At 62.4% G+C, this 23,824-nt stretch carries 20 protein-coding genes; 14 read left to right on the top strand and 6 right to left on the bottom strand.

Annotation, left to right across the window (positions count from 1 at the left end; translation table 11 throughout):
* Positions 1-39: 39 nt before the first annotated feature.
* The 6 genes from BBF94_RS13710 (at position 40) to BBF94_RS13685 (ending at position 4,797) form a co-directional block, all read left to right on the top strand.
* Positions 40-594 carry a hypothetical protein gene (locus tag BBF94_RS13710; protein WP_065259540.1) on the top strand — a complete coding sequence of 185 codons (555 nt, stop codon included), beginning with the start codon at positions 40-42 and terminating at the stop codon, positions 592-594.
* Positions 595-751: 157 nt separating this feature from the next.
* Positions 752-1,354 (top strand): DUF2796 domain-containing protein, encoded by a 603-nt coding sequence (locus BBF94_RS13705; RefSeq protein WP_065259539.1) that lies wholly within the window; start codon positions 752-754, stop codon positions 1,352-1,354.
* 14 nt (positions 1,355-1,368) lie between these two features.
* Positions 1,369-2,079 carry an ABC transporter ATP-binding protein gene (locus BBF94_RS13700; protein ID WP_065259538.1) on the top strand — a complete coding sequence of 237 codons (711 nt, stop codon included), beginning with the start codon at positions 1,369-1,371 and terminating at the stop codon, positions 2,077-2,079.
* A 1-nt stretch (position 2,080) separates the two neighbouring features.
* On the top strand, positions 2,081-3,346 hold the full coding sequence (locus BBF94_RS13695; protein ID WP_065259537.1) for an ABC transporter permease: 1,266 nt from the start codon (positions 2,081-2,083) through the stop codon (positions 3,344-3,346).
* An 11-nt stretch (positions 3,347-3,357) separates the two neighbouring features.
* Positions 3,358-3,876 carry a DUF3299 domain-containing protein gene (locus BBF94_RS13690; RefSeq protein WP_065259623.1) on the top strand — a complete coding sequence of 173 codons (519 nt, stop codon included), beginning with the start codon at positions 3,358-3,360 and terminating at the stop codon, positions 3,874-3,876.
* A gap of 222 nt (positions 3,877-4,098) precedes the next feature.
* On the top strand, positions 4,099-4,797 hold the full coding sequence (locus tag BBF94_RS13685) for an OmpW/AlkL family protein (protein ID WP_065259536.1): 699 nt from the start codon (positions 4,099-4,101) through the stop codon (positions 4,795-4,797).
* 183 nt (positions 4,798-4,980) lie between these two features.
* Here BBF94_RS13685 and BBF94_RS13680 read toward each other — a convergent pair whose 3' ends face one another.
* Positions 4,981-5,910, bottom strand: a complete 930-nt coding sequence (locus BBF94_RS13680; RefSeq protein ID WP_065259535.1) for an NAD-dependent epimerase/dehydratase family protein — start codon at positions 5,908-5,910, stop codon at positions 4,981-4,983.
* On the bottom strand, positions 5,903-6,787 hold the full coding sequence (locus BBF94_RS13675) for a sugar nucleotide-binding protein (RefSeq protein ID WP_065259534.1): 885 nt from the start codon (positions 6,785-6,787) through the stop codon (positions 5,903-5,905). Before BBF94_RS13675 ends, BBF94_RS13680 begins: the two co-directional genes overlap by 8 nt.
* A gap of 177 nt (positions 6,788-6,964) precedes the next feature.
* On the opposite strand from BBF94_RS13675, the gene BBF94_RS13670 reads away from it, so the two are divergent.
* Positions 6,965-11,260 carry a DEAD/DEAH box helicase gene (locus tag BBF94_RS13670; protein WP_065259533.1) on the top strand — a complete coding sequence of 1,432 codons (4,296 nt, stop codon included), beginning with the start codon at positions 6,965-6,967 and terminating at the stop codon, positions 11,258-11,260.
* 150 nt (positions 11,261-11,410) lie between these two features.
* Here BBF94_RS13670 and BBF94_RS13665 read toward each other — a convergent pair whose 3' ends face one another.
* Entirely contained in the window at positions 11,411-13,516 is a 2,106-nt protein-coding gene (locus BBF94_RS13665; protein ID WP_065259532.1) for a mechanosensitive ion channel family protein, read from the bottom strand.
* A gap of 394 nt (positions 13,517-13,910) precedes the next feature.
* Between BBF94_RS13665 and BBF94_RS13660 the strand changes: the two genes are divergently transcribed.
* The 5 genes from BBF94_RS13660 (at position 13,911) to BBF94_RS13640 (ending at position 19,305) form a co-directional block, all read left to right on the top strand.
* Entirely contained in the window at positions 13,911-15,122 is a 1,212-nt protein-coding gene (locus tag BBF94_RS13660) for an MFS transporter (RefSeq protein WP_065259531.1), read from the top strand.
* 193 nt (positions 15,123-15,315) lie between these two features.
* Positions 15,316-16,242 (top strand): DUF72 domain-containing protein, encoded by a 927-nt coding sequence (locus BBF94_RS13655; RefSeq protein ID WP_065259530.1) that lies wholly within the window; start codon positions 15,316-15,318, stop codon positions 16,240-16,242.
* On the top strand, positions 16,239-17,036 hold the full coding sequence (locus tag BBF94_RS13650) for an endonuclease/exonuclease/phosphatase family protein (RefSeq protein WP_065259529.1): 798 nt from the start codon (positions 16,239-16,241) through the stop codon (positions 17,034-17,036). The genes BBF94_RS13655 and BBF94_RS13650 overlap by 4 nt, the downstream gene beginning before the upstream one ends.
* Positions 17,033-18,319 carry a cardiolipin synthase ClsB gene (gene clsB / locus BBF94_RS13645; RefSeq protein ID WP_065259528.1) on the top strand — a complete coding sequence of 429 codons (1,287 nt, stop codon included), beginning with the start codon at positions 17,033-17,035 and terminating at the stop codon, positions 18,317-18,319. Before BBF94_RS13650 ends, clsB begins: the two co-directional genes overlap by 4 nt.
* Entirely contained in the window at positions 18,316-19,305 is a 990-nt protein-coding gene (locus BBF94_RS13640) for a lysylphosphatidylglycerol synthase domain-containing protein (RefSeq protein WP_065259527.1), read from the top strand. The genes clsB and BBF94_RS13640 overlap by 4 nt, the downstream gene beginning before the upstream one ends.
* Here the strand turns inward: BBF94_RS13640 and BBF94_RS13635 are convergent, their stop codons facing one another.
* The 3 genes from BBF94_RS13635 to BBF94_RS13625 form a co-directional block, all read right to left on the bottom strand.
* The gene (locus BBF94_RS13635; RefSeq protein WP_065259526.1) at positions 19,306-20,064 is read right to left on the bottom strand and encodes an alpha/beta hydrolase family protein; all 759 of its coding nucleotides are present in this window, start codon (positions 20,062-20,064) and stop codon (positions 19,306-19,308) included.
* Complete coding sequence (locus tag BBF94_RS13630; protein WP_065259525.1) at positions 20,054-21,163, bottom strand: DUF3182 family protein; 1,110 nt, start codon at positions 21,161-21,163, stop codon at positions 20,054-20,056. Before BBF94_RS13630 ends, BBF94_RS13635 begins: the two co-directional genes overlap by 11 nt.
* A gap of 178 nt (positions 21,164-21,341) precedes the next feature.
* Positions 21,342-22,337: a GlxA family transcriptional regulator gene (locus BBF94_RS13625; protein WP_065259524.1), complete on the bottom strand. Its 996-nt coding sequence runs from the start codon at positions 22,335-22,337 to the stop codon at positions 21,342-21,344.
* Positions 22,338-22,437: 100 nt separating this feature from the next.
* Between BBF94_RS13625 and BBF94_RS13620 the strand changes: the two genes are divergently transcribed.
* On the top strand, positions 22,438-23,001 hold the full coding sequence (locus BBF94_RS13620; RefSeq protein WP_065259523.1) for a cysteine hydrolase family protein: 564 nt from the start codon (positions 22,438-22,440) through the stop codon (positions 22,999-23,001).
* 144 nt (positions 23,002-23,145) lie between these two features.
* Complete coding sequence (locus BBF94_RS13615; RefSeq protein WP_065259522.1) at positions 23,146-23,814, top strand: YjfI family protein; 669 nt, start codon at positions 23,146-23,148, stop codon at positions 23,812-23,814.
* The last annotated feature ends 10 nt before the right edge of the window (positions 23,815-23,824 follow it).

The following is a 23,824-nucleotide window of genomic DNA, read 5'->3' as shown; positions in this document are numbered from 1 at the left end:
CGCAGTAAAGTTCATCGTTTCCATCAGGCCGCTTGCCCGATGAAACGACTAATCTGGATACTCCTCGCACTGATCGTGGCGTGGCGACTCTGGTCGCCCGCCGATCTCTCGACCTGTACCTCCGGAGCATCCACAGCCGGACCACTGACAGCGTTCATACGGGACTACTTCGAGCGCAATGGTCGTGTCGACTGGCGCGAACTGGATGATCGATTCGATGTGCTATCGACGCCTGAAGGACAGAAAATCGCCGGCCAACCCCAAGCATATGTCTGTGAAGCGTTACAGCTTCTGCAAAGCTCCGCGTTCAGTGAAAGTGAAAAAATCTTCACTACGGCGTTGATGTTCCGGTTGCCGATCAGCCAGTACATGGGCTTCATGGATCGCAGCCATCAACTCTACTCAGAGCACAGAATAGGTCCGGAGGTCATGAAGGTGGTGGTACTTCCGCGCGGCACGGCGATCAACTACTGGTGGCTTCCAGCCTGGCGCCAGCGCTTCACTCGCGATGCTCCGGATCTGCTCGACGAAAGTCTGAACCGCCATGTGCTGACGGGAGGCTACTGGTTCGACTATCCCGGCGCCGGATTCTGATTCAAAAATCGAGACATTCAATCTACGTACCGCTCCGGGAACATCCCGGACGGTGCTCAGTCATGCCTTGCGCAAAGCGTTTCAGGCGGGCAAACTCTGCGGACTTTTGTTACAAGATTACATAACAAACTCTTCACTTTACTTCCCGGAGTCCGCCATGCGTCGTCTGCTGCTCGCTTTGCCGTTTGCCCTGTTGCCGCTGGCCATCGCCCAGGCTGCCGACGAACACGATCATGACCATGAGCACGGCAGCCTCGGTACCCACGAACATGGGGTCGGTCGCCTGAACGCCGCGCTCGACGGCCAGACCCTGGAACTGGAGCTGGAAAGCCCGGCGATGAACCTTGTGGGTTTTGAACACGTCGCCACCAGTGATGCGGACAAGGCCAGGGTCGCCGCCGCCCGCGCACAGCTTGAAAAACCGTTGGCGTTGTTCAGCCTGCCCGCGGCTGCCGGTTGCAAGGTCGTCAGTCAGAAACTGGAAAGCCCGCTGTTCGGCGACCAGCCGGATGCCGACGATCATGACGACGATGACCACGACAAAGACGCCAAGGGCGGTGAAGCGCATCACCACGACCACAGCGAGATCCACGCTCACTACCAACTCAGTTGCGCCGCGCCTGGCGCCTTGAACAGCCTGGATCTGGCAAACATTTTCAATACCTTCCCGGCAACCCAGAAAATCCAGGTACAACTGATCGGCCCGAGCGGCCAGCAAGGCACGGAAGTGACGGCCAAAGCCGCCGCCCTGAAATTCTGATCACGAACGGCGCCATGACCCAAGCACTCATCGAACTGTCCGACCTGGGCTTCAACTGGCCCGGTCACCCGCCGCTGCTGGACATTCCGGCGTTTCGTCTGGAGCGGGGAGAAACCCTGTTCCTCAAAGGGCCCAGCGGCAGTGGCAAGACCACCCTGCTCGGGCTGCTCGGCGGGGTACAGAAGCCTGGCCGCGGCAGCATTCGCCTGCTCGGCCAGGAACTGACCGAACTGGGTGCCGGCGCCCGCGACCGCTTTCGCGTCGATCACACCGGCTACATTTTCCAGCAGTTCAACCTGCTGCCGTTTCTCTCGGTGCGCGAGAACGTCGAGCTGCCGTGCCACTTTTCGAAGTTGCGTGCAGAACGTGCAAGACAGCGTCACGGCAGTGTCGATCAGGCGGCCGCCACGCTGCTCGCCCACCTGGGTCTGAAGGATGAAGGCATCCTTGGCCGACGCGCCGATTCGCTGTCGATCGGTCAGCAGCAACGAGTCGCTGCCGCGAGAGCATTGATCGGTCAACCGGAACTGGTGATCGCCGACGAGCCGACCTCGGCGCTGGATTACGACGCCCGGGAAAACTTCATTCGCCTGTTGTTTGCCGAGTGCCGTGAGGCGGGTTCGAGCCTGTTGTTCGTCAGCCACGACCAGAGCCTGGCACCGCTGTTCGACCGTCACCTGTCCCTGGCCGAACTCAATCGCGCCGCCACGTCTGCCGAGGTCTGAGATGTATCTGTTCCGTCTGGCCATGGCCAGCCTCGCCAACCGCCGTTTCACCGCCCTGCTCACCGCGTTCGCCATCGCCCTCTCCGTGTGCCTGCTGCTGGCGGTGGAGCGAGTGCGCACCGAAGCCAAGGCCAGTTTCGCCAGCACCATCAGCGGCACCGACCTGATCGTCGGCGCCCGTTCCGGCTCGGTGAACCTGCTGCTGTATTCGGTGTTTCGCATCGGCAACGCCACCAACAACATTCGCTGGGACAGCTTCGAACACTTCGCCAATGACCCGAAGGTGAAATGGGCGATCCCGATGTCCCTCGGCGATTCCCATCGCGGCTACCGGGTGATGGGCACCACCGAAGCCTATTTCGAGCATTACCAGTACGGTCGCCAGCAACATCTGGAACTGGCTGACGGCCGCGCCTTCGCGACCGATCCGTTCGAAGTGGTGCTCGGGGCCGAAGTGGCCGAGGCGCTGCATTACAAACTCGGCGACAAACTGGTGCTGGCCCACGGCGTGGCGGCGATCAGCCTGGTCAAGCACGACGACAAACCGTTCACCGTGGTCGGCATTCTCAAGCGCACCGGCACGCCGGTGGACCGCACGTTGCACATCAGCCTCGGCGGCATGGAGGCGATCCACATCGACTGGCACAACGGTGTACCGGCCCGTGGAAACGGGCGCATCAGCGCCGAGCAGGCGCGCAACATGGACCTGACGCCCCAAGCGATCACCGCGTTCATGCTCGGTCTCAACAGCAAGATTTCTACCTTCGCCCTGCAACGGGAAATCAACGAATTCCGTGGCGAGCCGATGCTGGCGATCCTGCCGGGCGTGGCCTTGCAAGAGTTGTGGAGCCTGATGAGCACCGCCGAAAAAGCGCTGTTCGTGGTCTCGCTGTTCGTGGTGCTGACCGGGTTGATCGGCATGCTCACAGCGATCCTCACCAGCCTCAACGAACGTCGCCGCGAAATGGCGATCCTGCGGTCGGTGGGTGCGCGACCGTGGCACATCGCGAGCCTGCTGGTGCTGGAAGCCTTTGCCTTGGCACTGACCGGGGTGATCGCCGGGCTGGCGTTGCTGTACATCGGCATCGCTGCGGCACAGGGTTATGTGCAGGCCAATTACGGCTTGTATCTGCCGCTGGCATGGCCGAGCGAGTATGAATGGACGCTGCTCGGTGGCATTCTGGCTGCCGCGCTGCTGATGGGCAGCGTGCCGGCCTGGCGCGCGTATCGCCAATCCCTGGCCGATGGCCTGTCGATCCGTTTATGAGGATGTTCACCATGCCCCGCGCCGTGCTTGCGCTGCTGTTGCTGGTCGCCCTGCCCGTGTGGGCGGCGGCACCGAAAGACCTGACCTGGTCGGAAATGATCCCCCCGGACGCTGCGCCCGAGGTGCCGAACATGACACCGCTGCACGACCTGTCGAAGATGGGCGACGCGTTGTCCGCCGAATCGGCACCGGCGGCAAAACAGGACATGCCCAATGCCCCGGTGGTGCAAAGCCTCGACGGCCAGAACATCCGCCTGCCGGGCTATATCGTGCCGCTGGAAGTCAGCGAGGAAGGTCGCACCACAGACTTCCTGCTGGTGCCGTATTTCGGCGCCTGCATCCATGTGCCGCCGCCACCGTCGAACCAGATCGTGCATGTGAAAAGCGCCGTCGGCGTGAAGCTCGACGAGCTGTATCAGCCGTACTGGGTCGAAGGACCGTTGCAGGTCAAACCGTCCACCAGCGAACTGGCCGATGCCGGGTATCAGATGGAGGCGGACAAGATTTATGTGTACGAGCTGCCGGAGTAAGTCCGGTAATTCTGTACTGTTTGGCCCATTGTCTCGCGAGCAAGCTCGCTCCCACAGTTGACCAAGCTCTGATGTGGGAGCGAGCTTGCTCGCGAAGGGGGTCGGCAAAGGTTCCACAAAAAAACCGCCCATCACTGTTTCATTGAGCTGAGTCAAAAGACCGTATCAGACGGATTCGTACCATAGGACATCAAACATTTTTGACGTCCTTTGGGAGCTTCCATGAACAAGTCCTTGCTCAGCGCTTCGCTGTTTGCCCTCGCGCTCGCAGCCCCGCTCGCCCACGCCCACGAAGCCGGCGACATCATCGTTCGTGCCGGTGCGATCACCGTCAACCCGAAGGCCGACAGTTCCAGCGTCAAGGTCGATCAGGGTCCGCTGAGCGGCACCAACCTGGGCGGCAAGGCGACCATGAGCAGCGACACCCAACTGGGCCTGAACTTCGCCTACATGCTGACCAACAACATCGGTATCGAGCTGTTGGCCGCCACGCCGTTCGAACATGACGTGAAGCTCAAGGGCACTGCCCTGCCGGCGGCCAACGGCAAACTCGGCACACTGAAACACCTGCCGCCGACCCTGAGCGTCGTCTACTACCCGCTGGATTCGAAGTCGGCGTTCCAACCGTACATCGGCGGCGGCATCAACTACACCTGGATCTACGACGAGCACGTGGGCAGCGAAGCCCAGTCCAACGGCTTCAGCAACTTCAAGGCGAAAAATTCCTGGGGCCTGGCCTGGCAGGTCGGCGCCGACTACATGCTGACCGACAACATCATGCTCAACGCCCAGGTGCGCTACATCGACATCGACACCCGCGCCACTGTGGAGAACAACGCCGTAGCGCCGGGTACCCGCGCAAAAGTGAATGTGGACGTCGATCCATTTGTGTACATGGTCGGTCTGGGCTACAAGTTCTGACCAGGCATTCAAAGAACGTTCACGTGGTGGTGAATGAGGCTTGGTGGCGGGCAGGCTCAGAACTGACGGCGATGTTACGCCATCGACCGGGGAGCAAAGCTCCCTCGCTACAGGAAATCTGTTGAATTCCGGCCGTGAAAAAGGCGCCTGTCAAAAGGCGCCTTTTTCACGTCTGCGAGAAGCTCAGCGGCCGAGCAGACGCGCCAGGCCGACGCTCATCGGCGTTTGAGCCGGGCATTTGAAGCGCTCGAGCAAGCGACCGTTGTTCGCCCGCGAATGACGGATATCGCCGGAGCGCGCCGGGCCGAAGCTGACCGGCGGCAGCTCTCCGACAACGGCCTCCAGCGCGGCCAGCATCTGCTTGAGGTTGGTCGCCTGGTTCCAGCCGACGTTCACCGCACCGACTTGCACTTCAGGTTGTTCCAGGGCCTGCACGAGCACGTCGACCAGGTCTTCGACGTACATGAAATCCCGGGTCTGCTCGCCATCGCCGAACACGGTGATCGGCAAACCTTTCTGCGCGCGCTCGCTGAAGATGCTGATCACGCCGGAGTACGGCGAGGACGGATCCTGGCGCGGGCCGAAAATGTTGAAGAAACGGAAGATCGCCGGTTCCAGACCGTGCTGGCGACGGTAGAAATCGAAGTAGTGTTCGCCCGCCAGTTTGTCCGAGGCATACGGTGTCAACGGTGCCTTCGGCGTGTCTTCGTCGATCGACTGGCCTTCGCCATTGTTGCCGTAGACCGCTGCGCTGGAGGCAAACAGCACACGCTTGACGTCCGCCTGACGCATGGCTTCGCAGACATTGAGCGTGCCGATGAAATTGCTCTGGTGAGTCTTCACCGGATCGTCCACCGACGCCTGCACCGAGGCCACGGCGGCCAGGTGCGCGACGGCGCTGCAACCTTGCATCACCCGGGCGACCAGTACGGCATCGGCGACGTCGCCGACGATCAGTTCGACCCTGGGATTGTCCAGCGGCAGGTTGCTGCGTTTGCCGGTCGACAGGTCATCGAGGATCCGTACCGAATGGCCGTTGGCGAGCAGCGCGTCAGTCAGGTGCGAACCGATGAAACCGGCGCCGCCAGTGATTAGAACAGGGCCTTCAGCCATGACGATAAAACCTATCCAGTAAGCCCGGGAGCGCGGCACGCCAGGCGCGCGGCTTGATCCCGAAAGTGTGCAGAATTTTCTTGCAGGCGAGCACCGCGTGTTGTGGCTCTTCGGCGGCATCCTCGCGTGCGGCGTGAGCCTGGGCGGTCGGCTCTTCGATCGCCAGCGGATGCAGGCTGCGGGCCTCGGTGAGAATCGCCTGCCCCAGCGCCAGCGATGTGGTCGCTTCATGGCCGGCGTAGTGGTAAGTGCCCCACAGCGGCGCGGCGCAGTCGAGTTGCTTGAGTACCGAAATGATCACCCGCGCCGCATCATCGACCGGGGTCGGATTGCCCCGACGGTCGTCGGCCAGCAGCAACTCGTCCGGTTGCTCGGCACGGGCGAGAAAGCGCCCGAGGATCCCGTCCGGGCTGTCGTCGAGCAGCCAGCCGAAGCGCAACAACACATGTTGCGGACAGGTGGCTCGCACGCTTTGTTCGATCCGCCACAGCGCCTGACCGCGCAGGCCCAGCGGCACCGGCTCGTCCTTTTCGCTGTAGGCGGTGGCACGGGAGCCATCGAATACCCGGTAGCTGGACGGCTGCACCAGCACGATGTTGTGATGCTGGCACAGCTCGGCCAGCCGTTCGATGGCGCGTTCCTGGCCCGACAGACGGCTTTCGCTGACGGTTTCCGCCTGGAACCAGTCGAAATAGTAGGCAAGGTTGATCAGTGCATCGGGACGGGTGTCGTCGAGCAGTTGTGTCAGGCTCGCGGCATCCCAGCCGTCTTCGGGCGGGCGGGGAGCGAGGAAACCGATGTCTTCCTCTGCACCGAGGCGAATCAGCGCCTGCCCAAGGGCATTTCCGCCGCCCAGTAACATAAGGCGCATTCGCATAGAGTCAGCAGGCCCAGTCTGATTGAAACGATGGCTTTGACGACAATGCGGGGGCACCGTCGTCGATATTTGCCGGAATCGTTGCATTTTGCGGGTTTAGTGCGCAACCGTCACCCGTAAAGTGTAGATCCCCGGCGGTACTTGCAACTTCGCCCGTCCACCCGCATAACTGCAGACATGAATCTGCCCCTTCCCAAGGACGCGGCCCTGGCAGGCTTTCACCCTGCCGTCAGCGCCTGGTTCAACCGCACTTTCGCGACAGTCACCGCCGCCCAGGCCCGCGCATGGCCGCTGATCCGTCAGCGCCGCTCGACCCTGATCGCCGCGCCCACCGGTTCCGGCAAGACCCTCACCGCGTTCCTGGCGGTGCTTGACGAACTGGTCCATCGTGGCCTGGAAAACCCGGGCGGTCTGCCCGACGAAACCCTGGTGGTCTACGTCTCGCCGCTCAAGGCGCTGTCCAACGACATCCGTATCAACCTGCAGAATCCGCTTGAGGGGATCACCGAACAGTTACGTCAGATGGATCTGCCGCCACTGGAAATCACCACCGCCGTACGCACCGGCGACACCCCGCAGAAAGACCGCGCCGCCATGCGCAAGAGCGCGCCGCATATTCTGGTCACCACCCCGGAATCGCTCTACGTACTGCTGGGCTCGGAATCCGGGCGAAAAATGCTCGGCACCACGCGCACGGTGATTGTCGACGAGATCCACGCCATCGCCGCCGGCAAACGCGGCAGCCACCTGGCCCTGAGCCTCGAACGCTTGCAGGCGTTGTGTACCGAACCGCTGACCCGCATCGGTCTGTCGGCCACGCAAAAACCGATCGATGCGGTTGCGCGGTTTCTGGTGGGCCATGAGCGCCCCTGTGAAATCATCGACATCGGCCACGCCCGCCCACGGGACCTGGGCATCGAAGTACCGCCGGTGCCATTGTCGGCGGTCATGGCCAATGACGTCTGGGAACTGGTCTACGACCGCCTCGCCACACTGGCCCGGGAACACCGCACCACGCTGATTTTCGTCAACACTCGACGCCTGGCCGAACGCTTGAGCCGACACCTGAGCGAACGCCTCGGCAAACACGCCGTAGCGGCGCACCACGGCAGCCTGGCCAAGGAGTTTCGCCTCGATGCCGAGCAGCGCCTCAAGCGTGGCGAACTGCAAGTGCTGATTGCCACTGCATCGCTGGAACTGGGGATCGACATCGGCGAAGTCGACCTCGTGTGCCAGATCGCCTCGCCGCGTTCGATTGCCGGTTTTCTGCAACGGGTCGGCCGTTCCGGACACCAGGTCGGTGGCACGCCCAAGGGGCGACTGTTCGCCACGACCCGCGATGACCTGATCGAATGCACCGCGCTGCTCGACTGCGTGCGCCGGGGTGAGCTCGATACCCTGCACATCCCCGAAGCACCGCTGGACGTGCTGGCGCAACAGATCATCGCCGAAGTCAGTTGTCAGGAATGGGCCGAAGACGACTTGCTCGCACTGATCCGTCGCGCCGAACCCTACGCCCGTCTCGATGAAAAACACTTTCAGGCGCTGCTGACCATGCTCGCCGAGGGTTACAGCGGTCGCCAGGGCGTGCGCAGTGCCTATCTGCATCGCGACGCGGTGAGCCGGACCCTGCGCGGGCGGCGCGGCGCACGGCTGGCCGCCGTCACCAGCGGCGGCACCATCCCGGACAACGCCGACTACAGCGTGCTGCTGGAACCCCAAAACCTGAACATCGGCAGCGTCAACGAAGACTTCGCCGTGGAAAGCATTGCCGGCGACGTGTTCCAGCTCGGCAATACCTCTTACCGGATCCTGCGGGTGGAAACCGGCAAGGTGCGGGTCGAGGATGCTCAGGGCCAGCCGCCGACGATTCCGTTCTGGCTCGGCGAGGCTCCCGGTCGCAGCGCCGAATTGTCGATGGCCGTGGCCCGCCTGCAGGCACAGCTCGACGAATTGCTGAGCGCCAGCCCCGCCAACCTGCAACCGGCCCTCGACTGGCTGACTGCAACCCTGGGACTGGATCCGGCAAGCGCCGAACAGCTTGTGGATTACCTGGCCCGCGCCCGCCTCGCCCTCGGCGCCCTGCCGTCCCGCGACACGTTGCTGATGGAACGGTTTTTCGACGAATCCGGCGGCACCCAACTGATCATCCATTCGCCGTTCGGCAGCCGAATCAATCGGGCCTGGGGTCTGGCGCTGCGCAAGCGTTTCTGTCGCACCTTCAACTTCGAATTGCAGGCTGCCGCGAGCGAAGACGCCATCGTCCTGTCGCTGTCCACCAGCCACAGTTTCGAACTCGACGAAGTCTGGCGCTATCTGCACAGCAACAGTGCCGAGCACATCCTGATTCAGGCAGTGCTGGATGCGCCGCTGTTCGGTGTGCGCTGGCGCTGGAATGCCGGGGTGGCGCTGGCCCTGCCGCGCTACACGGGCGGGCGAAAAGTCGCGCCGCAATTGCAGCGGATGAAAAGCGAAGACCTGATCGCCAGCGTGTTTCCCGATCAGATCGCCTGCCTGGAAAACCTCGCCGGCGAGCGGGAAATCCCCGAGCATCCGCTGGTGGAGCAGACCCTCGACGATTGCCTGCACGAAGCGATGGACAGCGAGGGCTGGCTCGAACTCCTGCGGCGCATGGAGCGTGGCGAAGTGCGGCTGATCGCCCGCGACCTTCCGGCGCCCTCGCCGCTGGCCGCGGAAATCCTCAGTGCCCGGCCCTACACCTTTCTCGACGATGCGCCGTTGGAAGAGCGTCGTACCCAGGCGGTGCTGAACCGCCGCTGGAGCGATCCGCAATCCACCGATGATCTGGGCGCGCTGGATGCCGATGCGATAGAAGCCGTGCGCGAAGAGGCGTGGCCGACGCCGAACAACACCGACGAAATGCACGAAGCGTTGATGAATCTGGCGTGCATCACTGACCGCGAAGTCGAGGCCAACCCGCCATGGCGCGACTGGCTGAATGTCCTGGCCGACACCGGTCGAGCCTGTCGATTGCAGATCGATCGCGACCACTCGCTGTGGCTGGCACGGGAACGCCTGACCTGTCTGCAAGCGCTTTATCCACAGGCGCACTCGACACTGTCGGCGTTGCCCGGTTTCGATGAAGCCTGGACTGCCGACGATGCCCTGGTGGAAGTCATCCGCGCACGACTGAGCGCGTTCGGCCCGCTGAGTCTGGAGGCCATCGCCGAGCCCTTGTCATTGCCACCGGCAGACGTTCATCAAGCCCTGGCCCGACTCGAGCGCGAAGGTTATGTGCTGCGCGGTCGCTTCACGCCGGGGCTGACGATTGAAGAATGGTGCGAGCGGCATCTGCTGGCGCGAATCCACCGCTACACCGTCAAGCGTCTGCGCCGGGAAATCGAACCGGTGGCGTTGCAGGACTTCATGCGATTCCTGTTCGACTGGCAGCATCTGTCTCCATCCACCCGGGGTCAGGGCAGCGCCATGTTGCCGGCGATTGTCGGTCAGTTCGAAGGCTATCCGGCAGCCGCCTCGGCCTGGGACAGCGACCTCCTTGCGGCGCGGCTCAAGGACTATTCGCCGAGCTGGCTGGACGATCTGTGCCGCAGCGGCAAACTGGTGTGGACGCGGCTCAGCGCCCGGCAGAAAACCGGCGGCGCGGCATTGCGCAACACACCGGTGGTGTTACTGCCGCGCAGTCAGGTCGGCTTGTGGAGTTCGCTGGCCGAACAGACGCCGGTCAGCGAGCTGTCGCCCAGGACGCAGAAAGTCTTCGAGGCCCTCAGTCAGCACGGGGCGCTGTTTTTCGATGAGCTGATTCACGAAGCGCACCTGCTGCGCAGCGAACTGGAGATCGCCTTGCAGGAACTGGTGGGTGCCGGTCTGGTGAATGCCGACAGCTTTGCCGGATTGCGCGCGCTGATCACGCCGGCGAGCAAGCGCCAGCAACGCAGCAGTCGACGCGGGCGCGGGGCATTCGTGGGTAGCATGGACGATGCCGGGCGCTGGGCGCTGTTGCGTCGAGGGCCGGTTGTGGAAAGCCGTCAGACCGCGTCGCCCGAATCCCTCGAACATATCGCCATGACCCTGTTGCGCCGTTACGGCGTGGTGTTCTGGCGCCTGCTGGAGCGCGAGGCCGACTGGCTGCCGAGCTGGCGCGAACTCTTGCGCACGTTCCATCGACTGGAGGCCCGGGGCGAGATTCGCGGCGGACGATTTGTCAGTGGCCTGGCCGGCGAGCAATTCGCCCTGCCCGAAGCGATTCCGCTGCTGCGCGAAGTGCGCCGCCGGCCCCAGGACGGCAGCCTGATAGCCGTGTGCGGGGTCGATCCGCTGAACCTCGCCGGCACCTTGCTGCCCGGCGCGAAAGTCCCGGCGCTGGCGAGCAATCGGCTGGTGTATCGCGACGGCTTGCCGGTGGCAGCCGAAGTCGCCGGCAAGCAGCAGTTCTGGGTGGAGCTGGATCAGGTTTTCATGGTGCAGGTTCGCAGCAAATTGATCCGGCATTGATGTAAACCGGTCTGGCCTCTTCGCGGGCAAGCCCGCTCCCACAGGCTCTGTGTGATGCCGAAATAGCAGGTACCGCCCAAATACTGTGGGAGCGGGCTTGGTTCGGGCGGCGATCCGACGAAGAGGCCGGCACATGCACTACAAAAACTTCTATTGAGTCGGCGATTGCTCCGGCAACACCACCGACGAATGCGCCGACGCCGCCTTTTCTTCCTGTCGCTTGGGCAACAGAACCTGTCGTGGATAAGTCTGCGCGAAATGCACCCACGGGCTGTTATCCACAAGCTTTTTCAAACGCTGGTTGAAGGCTCGGCTCACCGCGTATTGCCCGCCCGACACCGTGCGGAATTGCGCGGTCAGCACCACGCCGTTCAGGTCCATTTTGTCCACGCCGAATACGTCCAGCGGACCTTGCAGGTTGTACTTGAGGAACGGGTCTTCGCGGATCGAATCCCCGGCCTCGCGTATCAGCTCGATGGCCTTGTCGACATCCGTGTCATAGGTGAACTGCACCGAGAAAAAAGCGAACGCAAACTGCCGTGATTGATTGGTCACCGCCTTGATCTGACCGAACGGCACCGAATGCACGAAACCCTTGCCGTCGCGCAGACGCAGGGTGCGGATGGTCAGGCCTTCGACGGTCCCGGCATGTCCGGAATCGAGCACCACCCAGTCGCCGATCGATAGCGTGTCTTCGATGATGATGAACAGCCCGGTGATCACGTCCTGCACCAGTTGCTGGGAACCGAAACCGATGGCCAGGCCGACCACCCCGGCACCGGCCAGCAGCGGCGCAACGTTGATGCCCAGATTGGCCATGGTGGTGATCGCGCAGATCACCACCAGGATGATTTTGATCGCATTGCGCAACAGCGGCAGGATGGTTTTCACCCGGGTGCTGGGCTGGCGCGCCGAACGTTTGTTGACCGGTGGTTTCAGCGCTTCCTGAATTGCCGTGTCGAGCACCACCCACAACAGCCACGTCACGAGGAAAATCAGGCCGATGCTGCTCAAGGCATTGCTGATCGCCCGACCGACAGTGCTGCTTTGCGCGAAGTCGATCAGCGAAACACCCCAGATCCGCCCGAGAATATCGATGAATGCAATCGCGATGACGATCCGCAGCAGCGCATGCAACAGACTGAGGAACCGCTCCTTGTAGGCACTGCTGCGCTGGATCGCCTCGGCCCGACGCGACTTGAACAGGTGCTGCAGGACTGTACTGAGAAACACCGTGCCGATCAGCAGCACGGTGGTGAACAACGCACAGCGCAAGGCTTTCTGGTTGTCTTCGCCAATGCCGATCAGATTGACCGCCGAAACCAGCACCATCAACACGATCGGCCAGTACCAGAGCCCGGAAAAGATCCGCAGCGATTCCTGCAACGACGGTTGCTTCAGACGCTGCGCCAGCGAACGGTTGCGGATCAGGTGCGCCACCGGCCGACGCAGGCGAATCACCAGCAAGCCAAAGATGATGGAGGCCAGAAGCCCGGTGAACACCGCAACACTGCTAGTGATATTGCCGCCCAATTGCCGGGCGATCTGCGGGCTGGTCAGGGCATCGCTGAGCGCTGCAAGGAAGCCGATCAGGAACAGCGGCTTCGGGCAGTAGTCACGAATGATCTGCACCGCCCGTCGCTTGTGGCCGATATTGAACATGACCACCACGCACAACAGCATCGAGGTGGAAAAAATGCCGCTGCTGGTGGCATAGGCAAAACACAACGCCAGCGCCCGGCCGACCGAGGCCGGCAGAAAATGGCTGACGTACAGGGTCAACGGCAGACAGATCAGTGCCGGCAGTGTGTAGGGCAACCAATAACCGATCAGGTCCTGACTGCGCTGACGGGTGCGCAACCAGCGCCCCTCGCGCATCCGCCTGGCCAGGACACTGCCCAGCACCGTCAGCACGGCGAAGGTGCCGAGCCACACGCCGGACAGCATCATGAAATCCCCGGCCACGCTCCACCCCGAGCGATCCGACGGCTGATTGACCAGTCTGTCGACTTCATCCGCCGCCCGGTCGGCACGCAGGCGCCAGGCGTCGACGAGATGCTCGTTGAGGTCGAGTTTGTCCTGCACGTCATCGATGCTGGAACTGATTGCGCCGAGCAGTCCGCCCTGCACCAATGGCTCGGGTTCGGCGGCTTTTGCGGTGGCTGCCGGGACGCCCGGCAATGTGGCGGCCTGCAGCATTTGGCCGCCGGAAAACAGCAGCGCCCCCAATAGAATTGCGATCCTGAACCTGGTCAAAACGCAGAGCTCCCTTGGTTGAACCTGTAAGGAACTGATCGACATTTGACCGGCAAAGTTCAAGAGCGCCCTCACCCCAGCCCTCTCCCGGAGGGAGAGGGAGCCGACCGAGGTGCTCTCAAGAGTTATATCGACCTGAAAGGTTCGTTTTGATCTCAGGTCCGAGAGCCGGCCTATGTTGCTCCAATACTTGAGTACGGCTCGGTGTATCACGTCGGCGTAACTTAAAAGGGCACATCGATCAGTCCCCTCTCCCTCGGGGAGAGGGTTAGGGTGAGGGGGCGCTTTTGATCTTTGCGCCCAGGTCAAATATCAAATGCCCATCCCTGTATTTTTCAGCCCCTGCCAAACCCCGACACTGCGCTCCATTCAATCCCCTTACCGGAGTGCCGTCATGCCCATTGCCTTGCTCGCGCTGACTCTCAGCGCATTCGCCATCGGAACGACCGAGTTCGTCATCGTTGGCCTGCTTCCCACCATCGGCGCCGATCTCGGCGTCAGTCTGCCGTCCGCCGGCCTGCTGGTCAGCCTCTACGCCCTCGGTGTGGCCATCGGTGCACCGGTACTGACCGCGCTCACCGGCAAAGTCCCGCGCAAACTGCTGCTGTTGTCGCTGATGGTGCTGTTCACCCTCGGCAACTTGCTGGCCTGGCTCGCGCCGAGTTACGAATCGCTGGTGCTGGCACGGATCGTCACCGGTCTGGCCCACGGCGTGTTCTTCTCCATCGGCTCGACCATCGCCACCAGCCTGGTGCCCAAGGAAAAAGCCGCCAGCGCGATTGCGATCATGTTCACCGGCCTGACCGTGGCGCTGGTCACCGGGGTTCCGCTGGGCACCTTCATCGGCCAGCATTTCGGCTGGCGTGAAACCTTCCTTGCCGTGTCGGCGCTGGGTGTCATCGCGTTCATCGGCAGCTTGCTGTACGTGCCGAAAAACATCGCCCACAGCAAACCGGCATCGTTGCTGCAACAGCTGCAGGTGCTCAAGCAGCCACGCCTGCTGCTGGTGTACGCCATGACCGCTATCGGTTACGGCGGCTCGTTCATTGCGTTCACCTTCCTGGCACCGATTCTTCAGGACCTCTCAGGCTTCAGTGCCGGCGCGGTCAGCCTGGTGCTGCTGGTGTATGGCGTGTCGGTGGCCGTCGGCAATATCTGGGGCGGCAAACTGGCGGACAAGCGCGGGCCGATCAGCGCTCTGAAAATCATCTTCGCCCTGCTCGCCGCCGTGCTGTTCATCCTCACCTTCACCGCCGCCAATCCGTGGCTGGCACTGGTCACCGTACTGGTCTGGGGCGCCGTCGCTTTCGGCAATGTGCCGGGCTTGCAGGTTTACGTGGTGCGTCAGGCTGAACATCACACGCCGCAGGCGGTGGATGTGGCTTCGGGGCTGAACATTGCCGCGTTCAATCTCGGCATTGCCGGCGGTGCCTGGGGTGGCGGGCTGATCGTCGCGCACATCGGACTGATCCATACCGCGTGGATCGGCGGGCTGGTAGTGCTGGTGGCATGGGCGCTGACAGCGTTGAGCGGTCGCCTCGACCGTCTGGGCCCGGTCCATGCCGAACCTGCTGGCGGCTCGGCGCGAGTCATCACCGGCCACTGATCCAGAAATACCCCTGTGGGAGCGAGCCTGCTCGCGATTGCGGCAGCACATTCAAAATTGATGTGCCTGACACTCCGCTATCGCGAGCAGGCTCGCTCCCACATACCGTCCGTAGTCCCGTCGAAACTTTCCCGAACCGCCCACAGTCATCACCAGACAGAGGCTGCACGAGGACTTTCGACGGGAGGACGGCATGACGGCGATTCATATCGGGATTTCGGGCTGGCGCTATGCCCCGTGGCGTGGCGAATTCTACCCGCGGGGGCTGGCACAGAAGCGCGAACTGCAGTTCGCCTCCCGGGCGGTCAACAGCATCGAAATCAACGGATCGTTCTACGCCCTGCAACGGCCGGAACGCTACGCCCAGTGGTACGCCGAGACGCCTGACGACTTTGTGTTCAGCGTCAAGGCGCCGCGCTTCATCACCCATATCCGCCGCTTGCGCGATATCGAAAAGCCCCTGGCGAATTTCTTTGCTTCCGGGGTGCTCGAACTGAAGGAAAAGCTCGGCCCGATACTCTGGCAGTTTCCGCCCAGCTTCAAATTCGATCCGGCTCTTTTCGAACACTTCCTCACGCAACTCCCTCACGACACCCAGGCGGCCGCTGCACTCGCCCGCCAGCACGACGCTCATCTGCACGGCCATGCCAGCCTGAAGGCCTACGGCAAGAAACCTCTGCGGCACGCCGTGGAAATCCGTAACGACAGCTTCATCGATCCGGACTTCGTCCGCTTGCTCAAGCGCTACAACACGGCGCTGGTGATCGCCGACACCGCCGGCAAGTGGCCGTATCGCGAGGATCTCACCAGCGATTTCGTCTACCTGCGTCTGCACGGAGCCGAAGAACTCTACGCCAGCGGCTACACCGAGACGGCCATCAAACGCTGGGCCGAACGCATCGACGCCTGGCAGCACGGTCGGCAACCCCGTGACGCCCACTTGATCGCCCCACGCCTGAAGCCCCGGGCGCGCAAGTCACGGGAAGTCTTCTGCTACTTCGACAACGACGTCAAAGTCCGCGCACCTTTCGATGCGCGCAGCCTGCTGCATCGATTCGACCTCGACAAGGACCTTGTCACGGCTCCCGGCGAACCGGTTGCCGAAGGAGTGCTGGCATGAGCATTCCCGAGCCGATTGGCGTCACCGATGAACAGGCCGCCGTCATCACCACGGTACGTCGCTTCACGGTGCTGACGGTCAACACCCACAAGGGTTTCACCGCACTGAACCGGCGTTTCATTCTTCCGGAATTGCGCGAAGCGGTGCGCAGCGTGTCCGCCGACGTGGTGTTTTTGCAGGAAGTGCACGGCACCCACGAACACCATCCCAAGCGCTATGACAACTGGCCGGCCATGCCGCAGTACGAGTTCCTCGCCGACAGCCTGTGGCCACAGTTCGCCTATGGCCGCAACGCGGTATACCCCGATGGCGATCACGGCAATGCGCTGTTGTCGAAATTCCAGATCGTGCGCCACGACAACCTCGACGTCTCGATCAGCGGCCACGAAAACCGCGGCCTGTTGCACTGCGTCCTGCGCCTGCCGGGAGACGATCGCGAACTGCATGCGATCTGTGTGCACCTGGGCCTGCGGGAAAGCCATCGCAACGCCCAGCTGAGACTGCTGGGCAAACGTCTGGCCGAGCTGCCCGACGACGTGCCGGTCATTGTCGCCGGCGACTTCAACGACTGGCGCCAGCGCGCCGATGCGCTGCTTGCGCCTTGCGGACTGCGCGAAGTGTTTGCCGAACATCTGGGCAGACCGGCGCGCAGTTTTCCGGCGCGCTGGCCGGCGCTGCGGCTGGACCGCATCTACGTGCGCAACCTCAAGGCCCGCCAGCCCAGGGTCCTTGCCAACAGGCCTTGGTCACACCTGTCCGATCATGTACCGCTGTCCGTGGAGATCGAACTATGAGCAGCGCGCCGCTGGAAAAAACCGCCGCCGAAACGATCACCATCAACCCGCCGATCCGCGAGCCCGGTCACGTCGAGGTCGATTATGGCTGGCAGGGTAGCAACCGCGTGGAGCTGCTGGAAAACGGCGAGGAATACTTCCCGCGAGTCTTCGACGCGATGCGTGGGGCCAAGAGCGAAATCCTCCTGGAAACCTTTATCGTTTTCGAAGACAAGGTGGGCAAGGAACTGCAGCAGATCCTGATCGATGCCGCCCGACGTGGCGTGCGCACCACGGTCAGTCTCGACGGCTTCGGCTGCGGTGAACTGAGCACCGGTTATCTGGCGGCGCTGAGCGATGCCGGCGTGCATTTGCAGATCTTCGACCCGGCACCGAAACACCTTGGTTTTCGCACCAACTGGTTCCGTCGCCTGCACCGCAAGATCGTGGTGGTCGACGGGCTGATCGCGTTCATCGGCGGGATCAATTTTTCCGGTGATCACCTGGCCGATTTCGGCCCCGAGGCGAAGCAGGATTACGCGGTGGAAATCCAGGGCCCGGCGGTGACCGATATTCACCATTTCGCCCTGCTGCAAAGCGGTCGCCCCGGCCGGGCGCGCTTCTGGTGGCAGCGCCGGCGCCAGCGACGGGCAGAAATGGCGTTCACCGAACATGACGGTCAGGTGCGCCTCGTGTTTCGCGACAACGACCAACATCACACCGATATCGAAGACGTTTACTTGCAGGTGTTGCGTCGGGCGAAACGCCGGGTGGTGATCGCCAACGCCTATTTCTTTCCCGGTTATCGCTTGCTGCGCGAGATGCGTAACGCGGCCCGGCGCGGTGTCGACGTGCGACTGATCCTGCAGGGCCAGCCGGACATGCTGGTGGCCAAGCTCGCTGCGCGCATGACCTACGACTACCTGCTGAAGGCCGGGGTGCAGATTCACGAATATTGCCAGCGACCGCTGCACGGCAAAGTCGCTTTGGTGGATGAAGATTGGAGTACCGTCGGCTCGAGCAATCTCGATCCGCTGAGCCTGTCGCTGAACCTCGAGGCCAACGTGCTGATCCGCGACCGGGCCTTCAATCAGACGCTGTTCGAGCGACTCGAAGACCTCAGCCAGAACCACTGCAAGGCCATGGATCCGGAAAAGGCCCCGCGTGGACGCATCTGGCACATGACCGTGGGTTTTCTGGTGTTTCACTTTTTGCGCCATTTCCCGGCCATGGCCGGTTGGTTGCCCGCGCATAAACCCCGGTTGAAACCCTTCATTGGCAAGCGCGGGAGCGATCCATCATGAGCCGTTCCGATGCGCATGCCGCGACGCACTCGCCGACCTCGACCAGCTCTCGCTGGAGCCGCTGGAAGCGTCCGCTGACGCTGCTGTTTTTTCTTGCACTGATCGTCTTGTTGACGCTGTTCGCCACCCGCATCGAATGGGCTGAAGTGCTGCAAACCCTCGCCGACTTCAAGGTGCGCACGCTGCTCGTCGCCGCCAGCCTGACGCTGCTGAGCTTTCTGGTGTACGCCAGTTTCGACCTGATCGGTCGAACCTACATCCGCCAGAACCTGACCTGGAAACAGATCCTGCCGGTGGGCATCATCAGTTACGCGTTCAACCTCAACCTGAGCGCGTGGGTCGGCGGAGTCGCCATGCGCTATCGCCTGTATTCGCGGCTCGGGGTGAGCAAAAGCAATATCGCCAAGATCCTCGGACTGAGCCTGGCCACCAACTGGTTCGGCTACATGACCATTGCCGGAGCGGTGTTCAGCAGCGGACTGGTCAGCATGCCGCCGGGCTGGAAAGTCAGCAGCGAAGCGTTGCAGGGCATCGGCGTGCTGTTGCTGTTGCTGAGTGCCGGTTATCTGCTTGCGTGCCGGTATTCCCGACGACGCGAATGGTCGATCCGCGGGGTGGAAATCAACCTGCCGTCGCTGCGCATGGCCGTTCTGCAACTGCTGCTCGGTGCGCTGAACTGGTCGCTGATGGCCGCGGTGATTTTCACTTTGCTGCCTGGCAAACTCGACTATCCGCTGGTGCTCGGCGTACTGCTGATCAGTGCGATTGCCGGGGTCATCACCCACATTCCGGCGGGGCTTGGGGTGCTCGAAGCCGTGTTCGTCGCCCTGCTGCAACACGAGGCTTCACGCGGCAGCCTGGTGGCCGGTTTGCTGGCCTATCGGGCGATCTATTTTCTGCTGCCGCTGTTGATCACCGTGGTGATGTACCTGGTGGTGGAGGCCAAGGCCAAGGCGCTGCGGATCGAAAAGAAACCCAAACCGTGATCAGCGCGACTGAATGATGCTCAACCGCTCACCCACCACCATCTCGGTGATCCAGTCGACGAGGATCGAGGTGTAGGCCTGCTGCGACGTCGGATCGCTCAGGGCATGGTCGGCGCCGTCGATGATCCGGTGGGTCAGCGAGTGGGTCTGCTGGCACGCGGCGCGATAGCTCATGATCGTCGCGTGAGGCACATAGTCGTCGGTTTCCGATTGCACCAGCAGCACGTCGCCGGTGAATTGCGAGCAGGCATGCAGTGCCCGGTTGCTGTCGGCCCGCACCAGGGTGCCGCGATAATCGCGCAGGTCGGCCTTGTCCAGATCGCGCTTGGGCGTGTGCCATTGTTCGTCGCGATACAGCGCCGGCACCCGCAGCGCCAGCCAGCGCACCGGACGCAGCGAGGTGAGGATCGAGGCGAGATAGCCGCCGTAGCTGGTGCCGACCACCGCGATGGCCGAGGTGTCCAGCGCCGGGTGCGCGAGCAGTCGGTCGTAGGCCGCCAGCAGGTCACGCAGATTGTCTTCACGGGTTACCCGGCTCAACGGGATGCCGGTGCCGCCGGTGTGCCCGCGCAGGTCGAACGTCAGACACACGCAACCCAGACCGGCGATGCCTCTGGCCCGCTCCAGATCCCGCTCCTGGCTGCCGCCCCAACCGTGCACGAACAACACGCCGGGGACTTTCGATCTGGGACTGAGAAAGGTCCCGCTCATCTGCTCGTCATCAATGTCGATCTGAATGCTTTCGCTTCTAGCCGTCATAGGATTGGACCGTTACGTATTTGAGGAGAAAGTCGCTGTTCTCGGCCGGGCCGCGATAGACCTCGATGGCATCCGCCGGCAGTGCCCGGTCGCTATAGGTTTCCACTGACGAGACGCGGATCCCGCGCATCGCAGGGTCGTTGACGAAACTCTGCAACGCCGCCACTTCGGCACTGCTGGCGCCACCCATGCGCCAGGATTGTTCGAGCACGCCGCTGCGCGATCGGCCATTGCTGTCCAGCCCCTGAGCGATGTCGTAGTTGCGTCGCGAAGCGTAGAAACGTGGATAGGCCTCATTCGCCGCACTGTCGAACACCTGCGCCTGTTCAATCGCCAACCGCACATCGTCCGGCAGATCCAGTTTCAGCAAATCGTCATAGCCGCCCTGCACCACCAGCAGGTTCGAACCGCCATAGACCTCTTCGCCGTGGGCGTCTTCGGTCAAGTATTGATCACCGCAGTAACTGAGCACCCGGTCGCCGATGAACGACTGGCCGACGCTGTGGGTGACCACCCGGCTCAGATCCTGTTCGAGCACCACACCTTCAGCGAAGAGCTTTGCGGCATCAGGGCGAACGAGGATTTCGTCGAACCCATCGAGACTATCGATCACTTCCTGGCCGCGCCCGGCACAGGCGTGAACCGGCTTGAGACGGATCGGCCCGCTGTAGAGAAGATGTTCTGCGGCGGGCCGTGCATCTTCCAGCGCGAACACACTGAGCCCGTCGAGCACGACATTGCGCGTGCGTTCGGAAAACAGCGGCGACCAGCCTTGCGGCGCATGGGCCAGATGGCTGCGCAAACCATGACTGATGGCTTTGGTGCAGATGAAATCGTGCTCGACGAAGCCGCCCCACAGATCGTCGGGACCCTTGATGCCCAGTGCATGGGCGCTGGCTGCGCCGACAATGGTCTGGGTCGGCAGCAGATACAAATCGCGACCACGGTGTTGTTGCGCGTCGTAGCTGCCGCCGAATTTCAGCCCGAGAATCTGCGCCAGCCAACGGGCCAGTGCCCTGTTGGTCTGCACTTCGTGTTGCGGCGCGTCGGGACGTACGGAGTGGGCGACGACTAATTTTTTGCGAGGTGTCGGGGTCATGCGTCCCCCTTCCAGCGGCTCGGTGAATGTAGGTCAGAGGGTGCAGAGATCAGGCCAAATCAGCGTCGCGGGAAAATTCACGGGAATCAGTGCATTAGCCATTTAGTACTGGCACCCCGCCCGTTTCAATCTGCACGACCGGGGCCATGGCCCCGGCATTTTGCACGACCGACCGGTGCTATTTCGCCAGCGCCGTCGGCGGGGACACGCCGAACCGGTTGCGATAATCACTTGGTGTGAGCCCGGTGATTTTCTTGAAGATGGCGCGAAAGGCTCCCGGATCCTGATAACCCACCGTCCACGCAATGTGATCGATGGTACCGTTGGTGAACTCGAGCATTTCCCGGGCCTTGCCGACCCGCAGGTGCTGACAGTACTCGGTGGGTTTCAGCCCGGTCGCGGCACGGAACCGGCGCAGGAATGTGCGCTCTTCCAGGCCCGAGCGTTCGGCCATCGCCCCAAGCGATACATCGGTCGCACCGGTGCTCTGCAGCCAGTGCTGGACCTTGAGAATCGACGCATCGCCATGGCCGAGGATCGGCGCGAAGTTGCTGCCGCAGGCACTGGCGCTGTCGCTGTGGTCCATCACCAGAAACCGCGCGGTGGCGCTGGCGATGCTCGGCCCCAGCAAACGATCGACCAGTCGCAGCCCCAGTTCCGACCAGGCCATCAGCCCGGCGGTGGTGATCAGGTCGCCGTCATCGACAACCGGTGTGTCAGCCTTGAGCCTGATCTGCGGATAACGCTCGGCAAAGGCCTTGGCCGAGGTCCAGTGAGTGGTGGCGCTGCGCCCGTCGAGCAGGCCGCTTTCGGCCAGCAGCCACGAACCCACGCAAACCCCGCCCAGCGTCGCGCCCCGGGCGTGTTGCTCGCGCAGCCATTGCAGCAGTTGCGGTGTTGCCTGCTCTGCGCTGAACCCGGCGATCGAAGGCGGGATCAACACCGCCAGCAACCCCGTATCGGTTGCCGGATGGCTGTCGTGGATCCGTACCGGCGCGTGATCGAAGCCGACCTGCCAGTGACTCACCCGCAGGCGCGGCAATTGCTCGGCCCGATGCTCGGCAGCGATCCGCTCGGCCACGCCGAACAGGTCGGTCAGACCATGCACCGCCGCCATCTGCGCACCGGGATAAATCAGCACGCCCAGCTCGGCAACGGCCCTTTCAACACCCATTGTCAGTTTTCCCCTGCTTATTGTCGGTGCGGCCAATCCTCGAAACCGTGCTCCGCGCCAATACTGAATCCACTCTCAACAACACTTCGAGGACACCCCCATGGCCAGGCAAGCACTCATCGTAGTCGATATCCAGAACGACTACTTCCCCCAGGGCAAGTGGCCGCTGGCAGGCGTCGATGCCGCCGCCGACAACGCCGCCCGACTGATCGCCGCGTTCCGTGAAGCGGGTAAACCGGTGATCCATATCCGCCACGAGTTCGCCACTGCAGACGCAGCGTTTTTTGCTCCAGGTTCCGAGGGCGCAAAGCTGCACCCCAAGGTGCTCAACCGCGCCGACGAACCGGTGGTGCTCAAACATTTCGTCAACGCGTTCCGCGAAACCGAACTGCAATCGATCCTCGATGAGAAAGACATCAAGGAACTGGTGGTGGTCGGCAGCATGAGCCACATGTGCATCGATGGTGTCGCCCGTGCGGCGGCGGATCTGGGCTACACCGTCACGGTGATCCACGATGCCTGCGCCACCCGTGATCTGGAATTCAATGGCCTGACCGTGCCGGCGGCCCAGGTGCATACGGCGTTCATGTCTTCGCTGGCATTTGCCTACGCCAGCGTGGTCTCGGCAGACGAATTCCTCGCAGCCGGCCGCCAATCCTTGTAACGAAACTTCGTAAACATACAGGCCCGCCATGTTGCGGGCCTTTTTTTGTGCACTGAAAAAAATCTCACGCGTGAGTCATTGATGGCACTTTGGATTGGCTGTAGTGTGGCTCACGCGTGAGATGTTCATAACGGAGTCATCGCCATGAAAAGCAACTCCCCCGCAACAAAATCGGAGAGCCCGAAGGGAGTGCGCTCGACACCGTCCGCGAAAAAGCCGTCGAGCTTCTACATGAAGCAGATGCGCGCGGGCCTGGCTGCCGCCGGTTATGTGAAACACGAAACTTGGGTGCTTCCCGAAAACCGAAGCTTGCTCAAGCAAATGGAGCAACAGCTACGCCAACCGATTCTGGCTGGCTCATTCATGTCGGAGAATTACATGAGCGCAGGCAACAACTGGAACATCGATAGCCTCTACAACGCTTTCAAGGCGCTGGACGAGGTGGCATCGCACGAGATCACGCTGTCCCTGATCCAGAGCGCCGAACCCAGCCTCAAACTGGAAATGAACGAGTTCGGCGGCCTGCCGATTCACATCGCCATCGCCGGTCAGCAGATCATCGTCGATACCGTGCTGGTGGACATCGATTCGATCACCGACGTGCGCGCCTTCAACGACGCTGTGTTGCGCAGCCGGGAAATGTTCCCGCTGTCGTCGATCGGCATCGAGACCATGCCCAACGGGCAGACCGTCTACAACATGTTCGGCGCACTGAGCGCGGATTCGAGCCTGACCAACGTGGTCACCGAGGTGAAAACCCTGGTCGATAACGTGCAGCGCGCCAGCGAAGCCTTCGAACACTTCTTCAAGTAATCAACAGGGA

This window comes from Pseudomonas bananamidigenes, from assembly GCF_001679645.1.
Classification (GTDB): domain Bacteria; phylum Pseudomonadota; class Gammaproteobacteria; order Pseudomonadales; family Pseudomonadaceae; genus Aquipseudomonas; species Aquipseudomonas bananamidigenes.
Note: the sequence above shows the minus strand (reverse complement) of the source record. Positions and strands in the feature narration are given on the sequence as shown.

Excerpts from the sequence above, each read along its gene's own strand:
- BBF94_RS13620 (WP_065259523.1), top strand. The coding sequence starts at position 22,438 with ATGGCCAGGCAAGCACTCATCGTAGTCGATATCCAGAACGACTACTTC.
- BBF94_RS13705 (WP_065259539.1), top strand. The coding sequence starts at position 752 with ATGCGTCGTCTGCTGCTCGCTTTGCCGTTTGCCCTGTTGCCGCTGGCC.
- clsB (WP_065259528.1), top strand. The coding sequence starts at position 17,033 with ATGAGCAGCGCGCCGCTGGAAAAAACCGCCGCCGAAACGATCACCATC.
- BBF94_RS13700 (WP_065259538.1), top strand. The coding sequence starts at position 1,369 with ATGACCCAAGCACTCATCGAACTGTCCGACCTGGGCTTCAACTGGCCC.
- BBF94_RS13710 (WP_065259540.1), top strand. The coding sequence starts at position 40 with ATGAAACGACTAATCTGGATACTCCTCGCACTGATCGTGGCGTGGCGA.
- BBF94_RS13660 (WP_065259531.1), top strand. The coding sequence starts at position 13,911 with ATGCCCATTGCCTTGCTCGCGCTGACTCTCAGCGCATTCGCCATCGGA.
- BBF94_RS13670 (WP_065259533.1), top strand. The coding sequence starts at position 6,965 with ATGAATCTGCCCCTTCCCAAGGACGCGGCCCTGGCAGGCTTTCACCCT.
- BBF94_RS13685 (WP_065259536.1), top strand. The coding sequence starts at position 4,099 with ATGAACAAGTCCTTGCTCAGCGCTTCGCTGTTTGCCCTCGCGCTCGCA.
- BBF94_RS13615 (WP_065259522.1), top strand. The coding sequence starts at position 23,146 with ATGAAAAGCAACTCCCCCGCAACAAAATCGGAGAGCCCGAAGGGAGTG.
- BBF94_RS13695 (WP_065259537.1), top strand. The coding sequence starts at position 2,081 with ATGTATCTGTTCCGTCTGGCCATGGCCAGCCTCGCCAACCGCCGTTTC.
- BBF94_RS13675 (WP_065259534.1), bottom strand. The coding sequence starts at position 6,787 with ATGCGAATGCGCCTTATGTTACTGGGCGGCGGAAATGCCCTTGGGCAG.
- BBF94_RS13625 (WP_065259524.1), bottom strand. The coding sequence starts at position 22,337 with ATGGGTGTTGAAAGGGCCGTTGCCGAGCTGGGCGTGCTGATTTATCCC.
- BBF94_RS13630 (WP_065259525.1), bottom strand. The coding sequence starts at position 21,163 with ATGACCCCGACACCTCGCAAAAAATTAGTCGTCGCCCACTCCGTACGT.
- BBF94_RS13650 (WP_065259529.1), top strand. The coding sequence starts at position 16,239 with ATGAGCATTCCCGAGCCGATTGGCGTCACCGATGAACAGGCCGCCGTC.
- BBF94_RS13640 (WP_065259527.1), top strand. The coding sequence starts at position 18,316 with ATGAGCCGTTCCGATGCGCATGCCGCGACGCACTCGCCGACCTCGACC.
- BBF94_RS13655 (WP_065259530.1), top strand. The coding sequence starts at position 15,316 with ATGACGGCGATTCATATCGGGATTTCGGGCTGGCGCTATGCCCCGTGG.
- BBF94_RS13635 (WP_065259526.1), bottom strand. The coding sequence starts at position 20,064 with ATGACGGCTAGAAGCGAAAGCATTCAGATCGACATTGATGACGAGCAG.
- BBF94_RS13680 (WP_065259535.1), bottom strand. The coding sequence starts at position 5,910 with ATGGCTGAAGGCCCTGTTCTAATCACTGGCGGCGCCGGTTTCATCGGT.
- BBF94_RS13690 (WP_065259623.1), top strand. The coding sequence starts at position 3,358 with ATGCCCCGCGCCGTGCTTGCGCTGCTGTTGCTGGTCGCCCTGCCCGTG.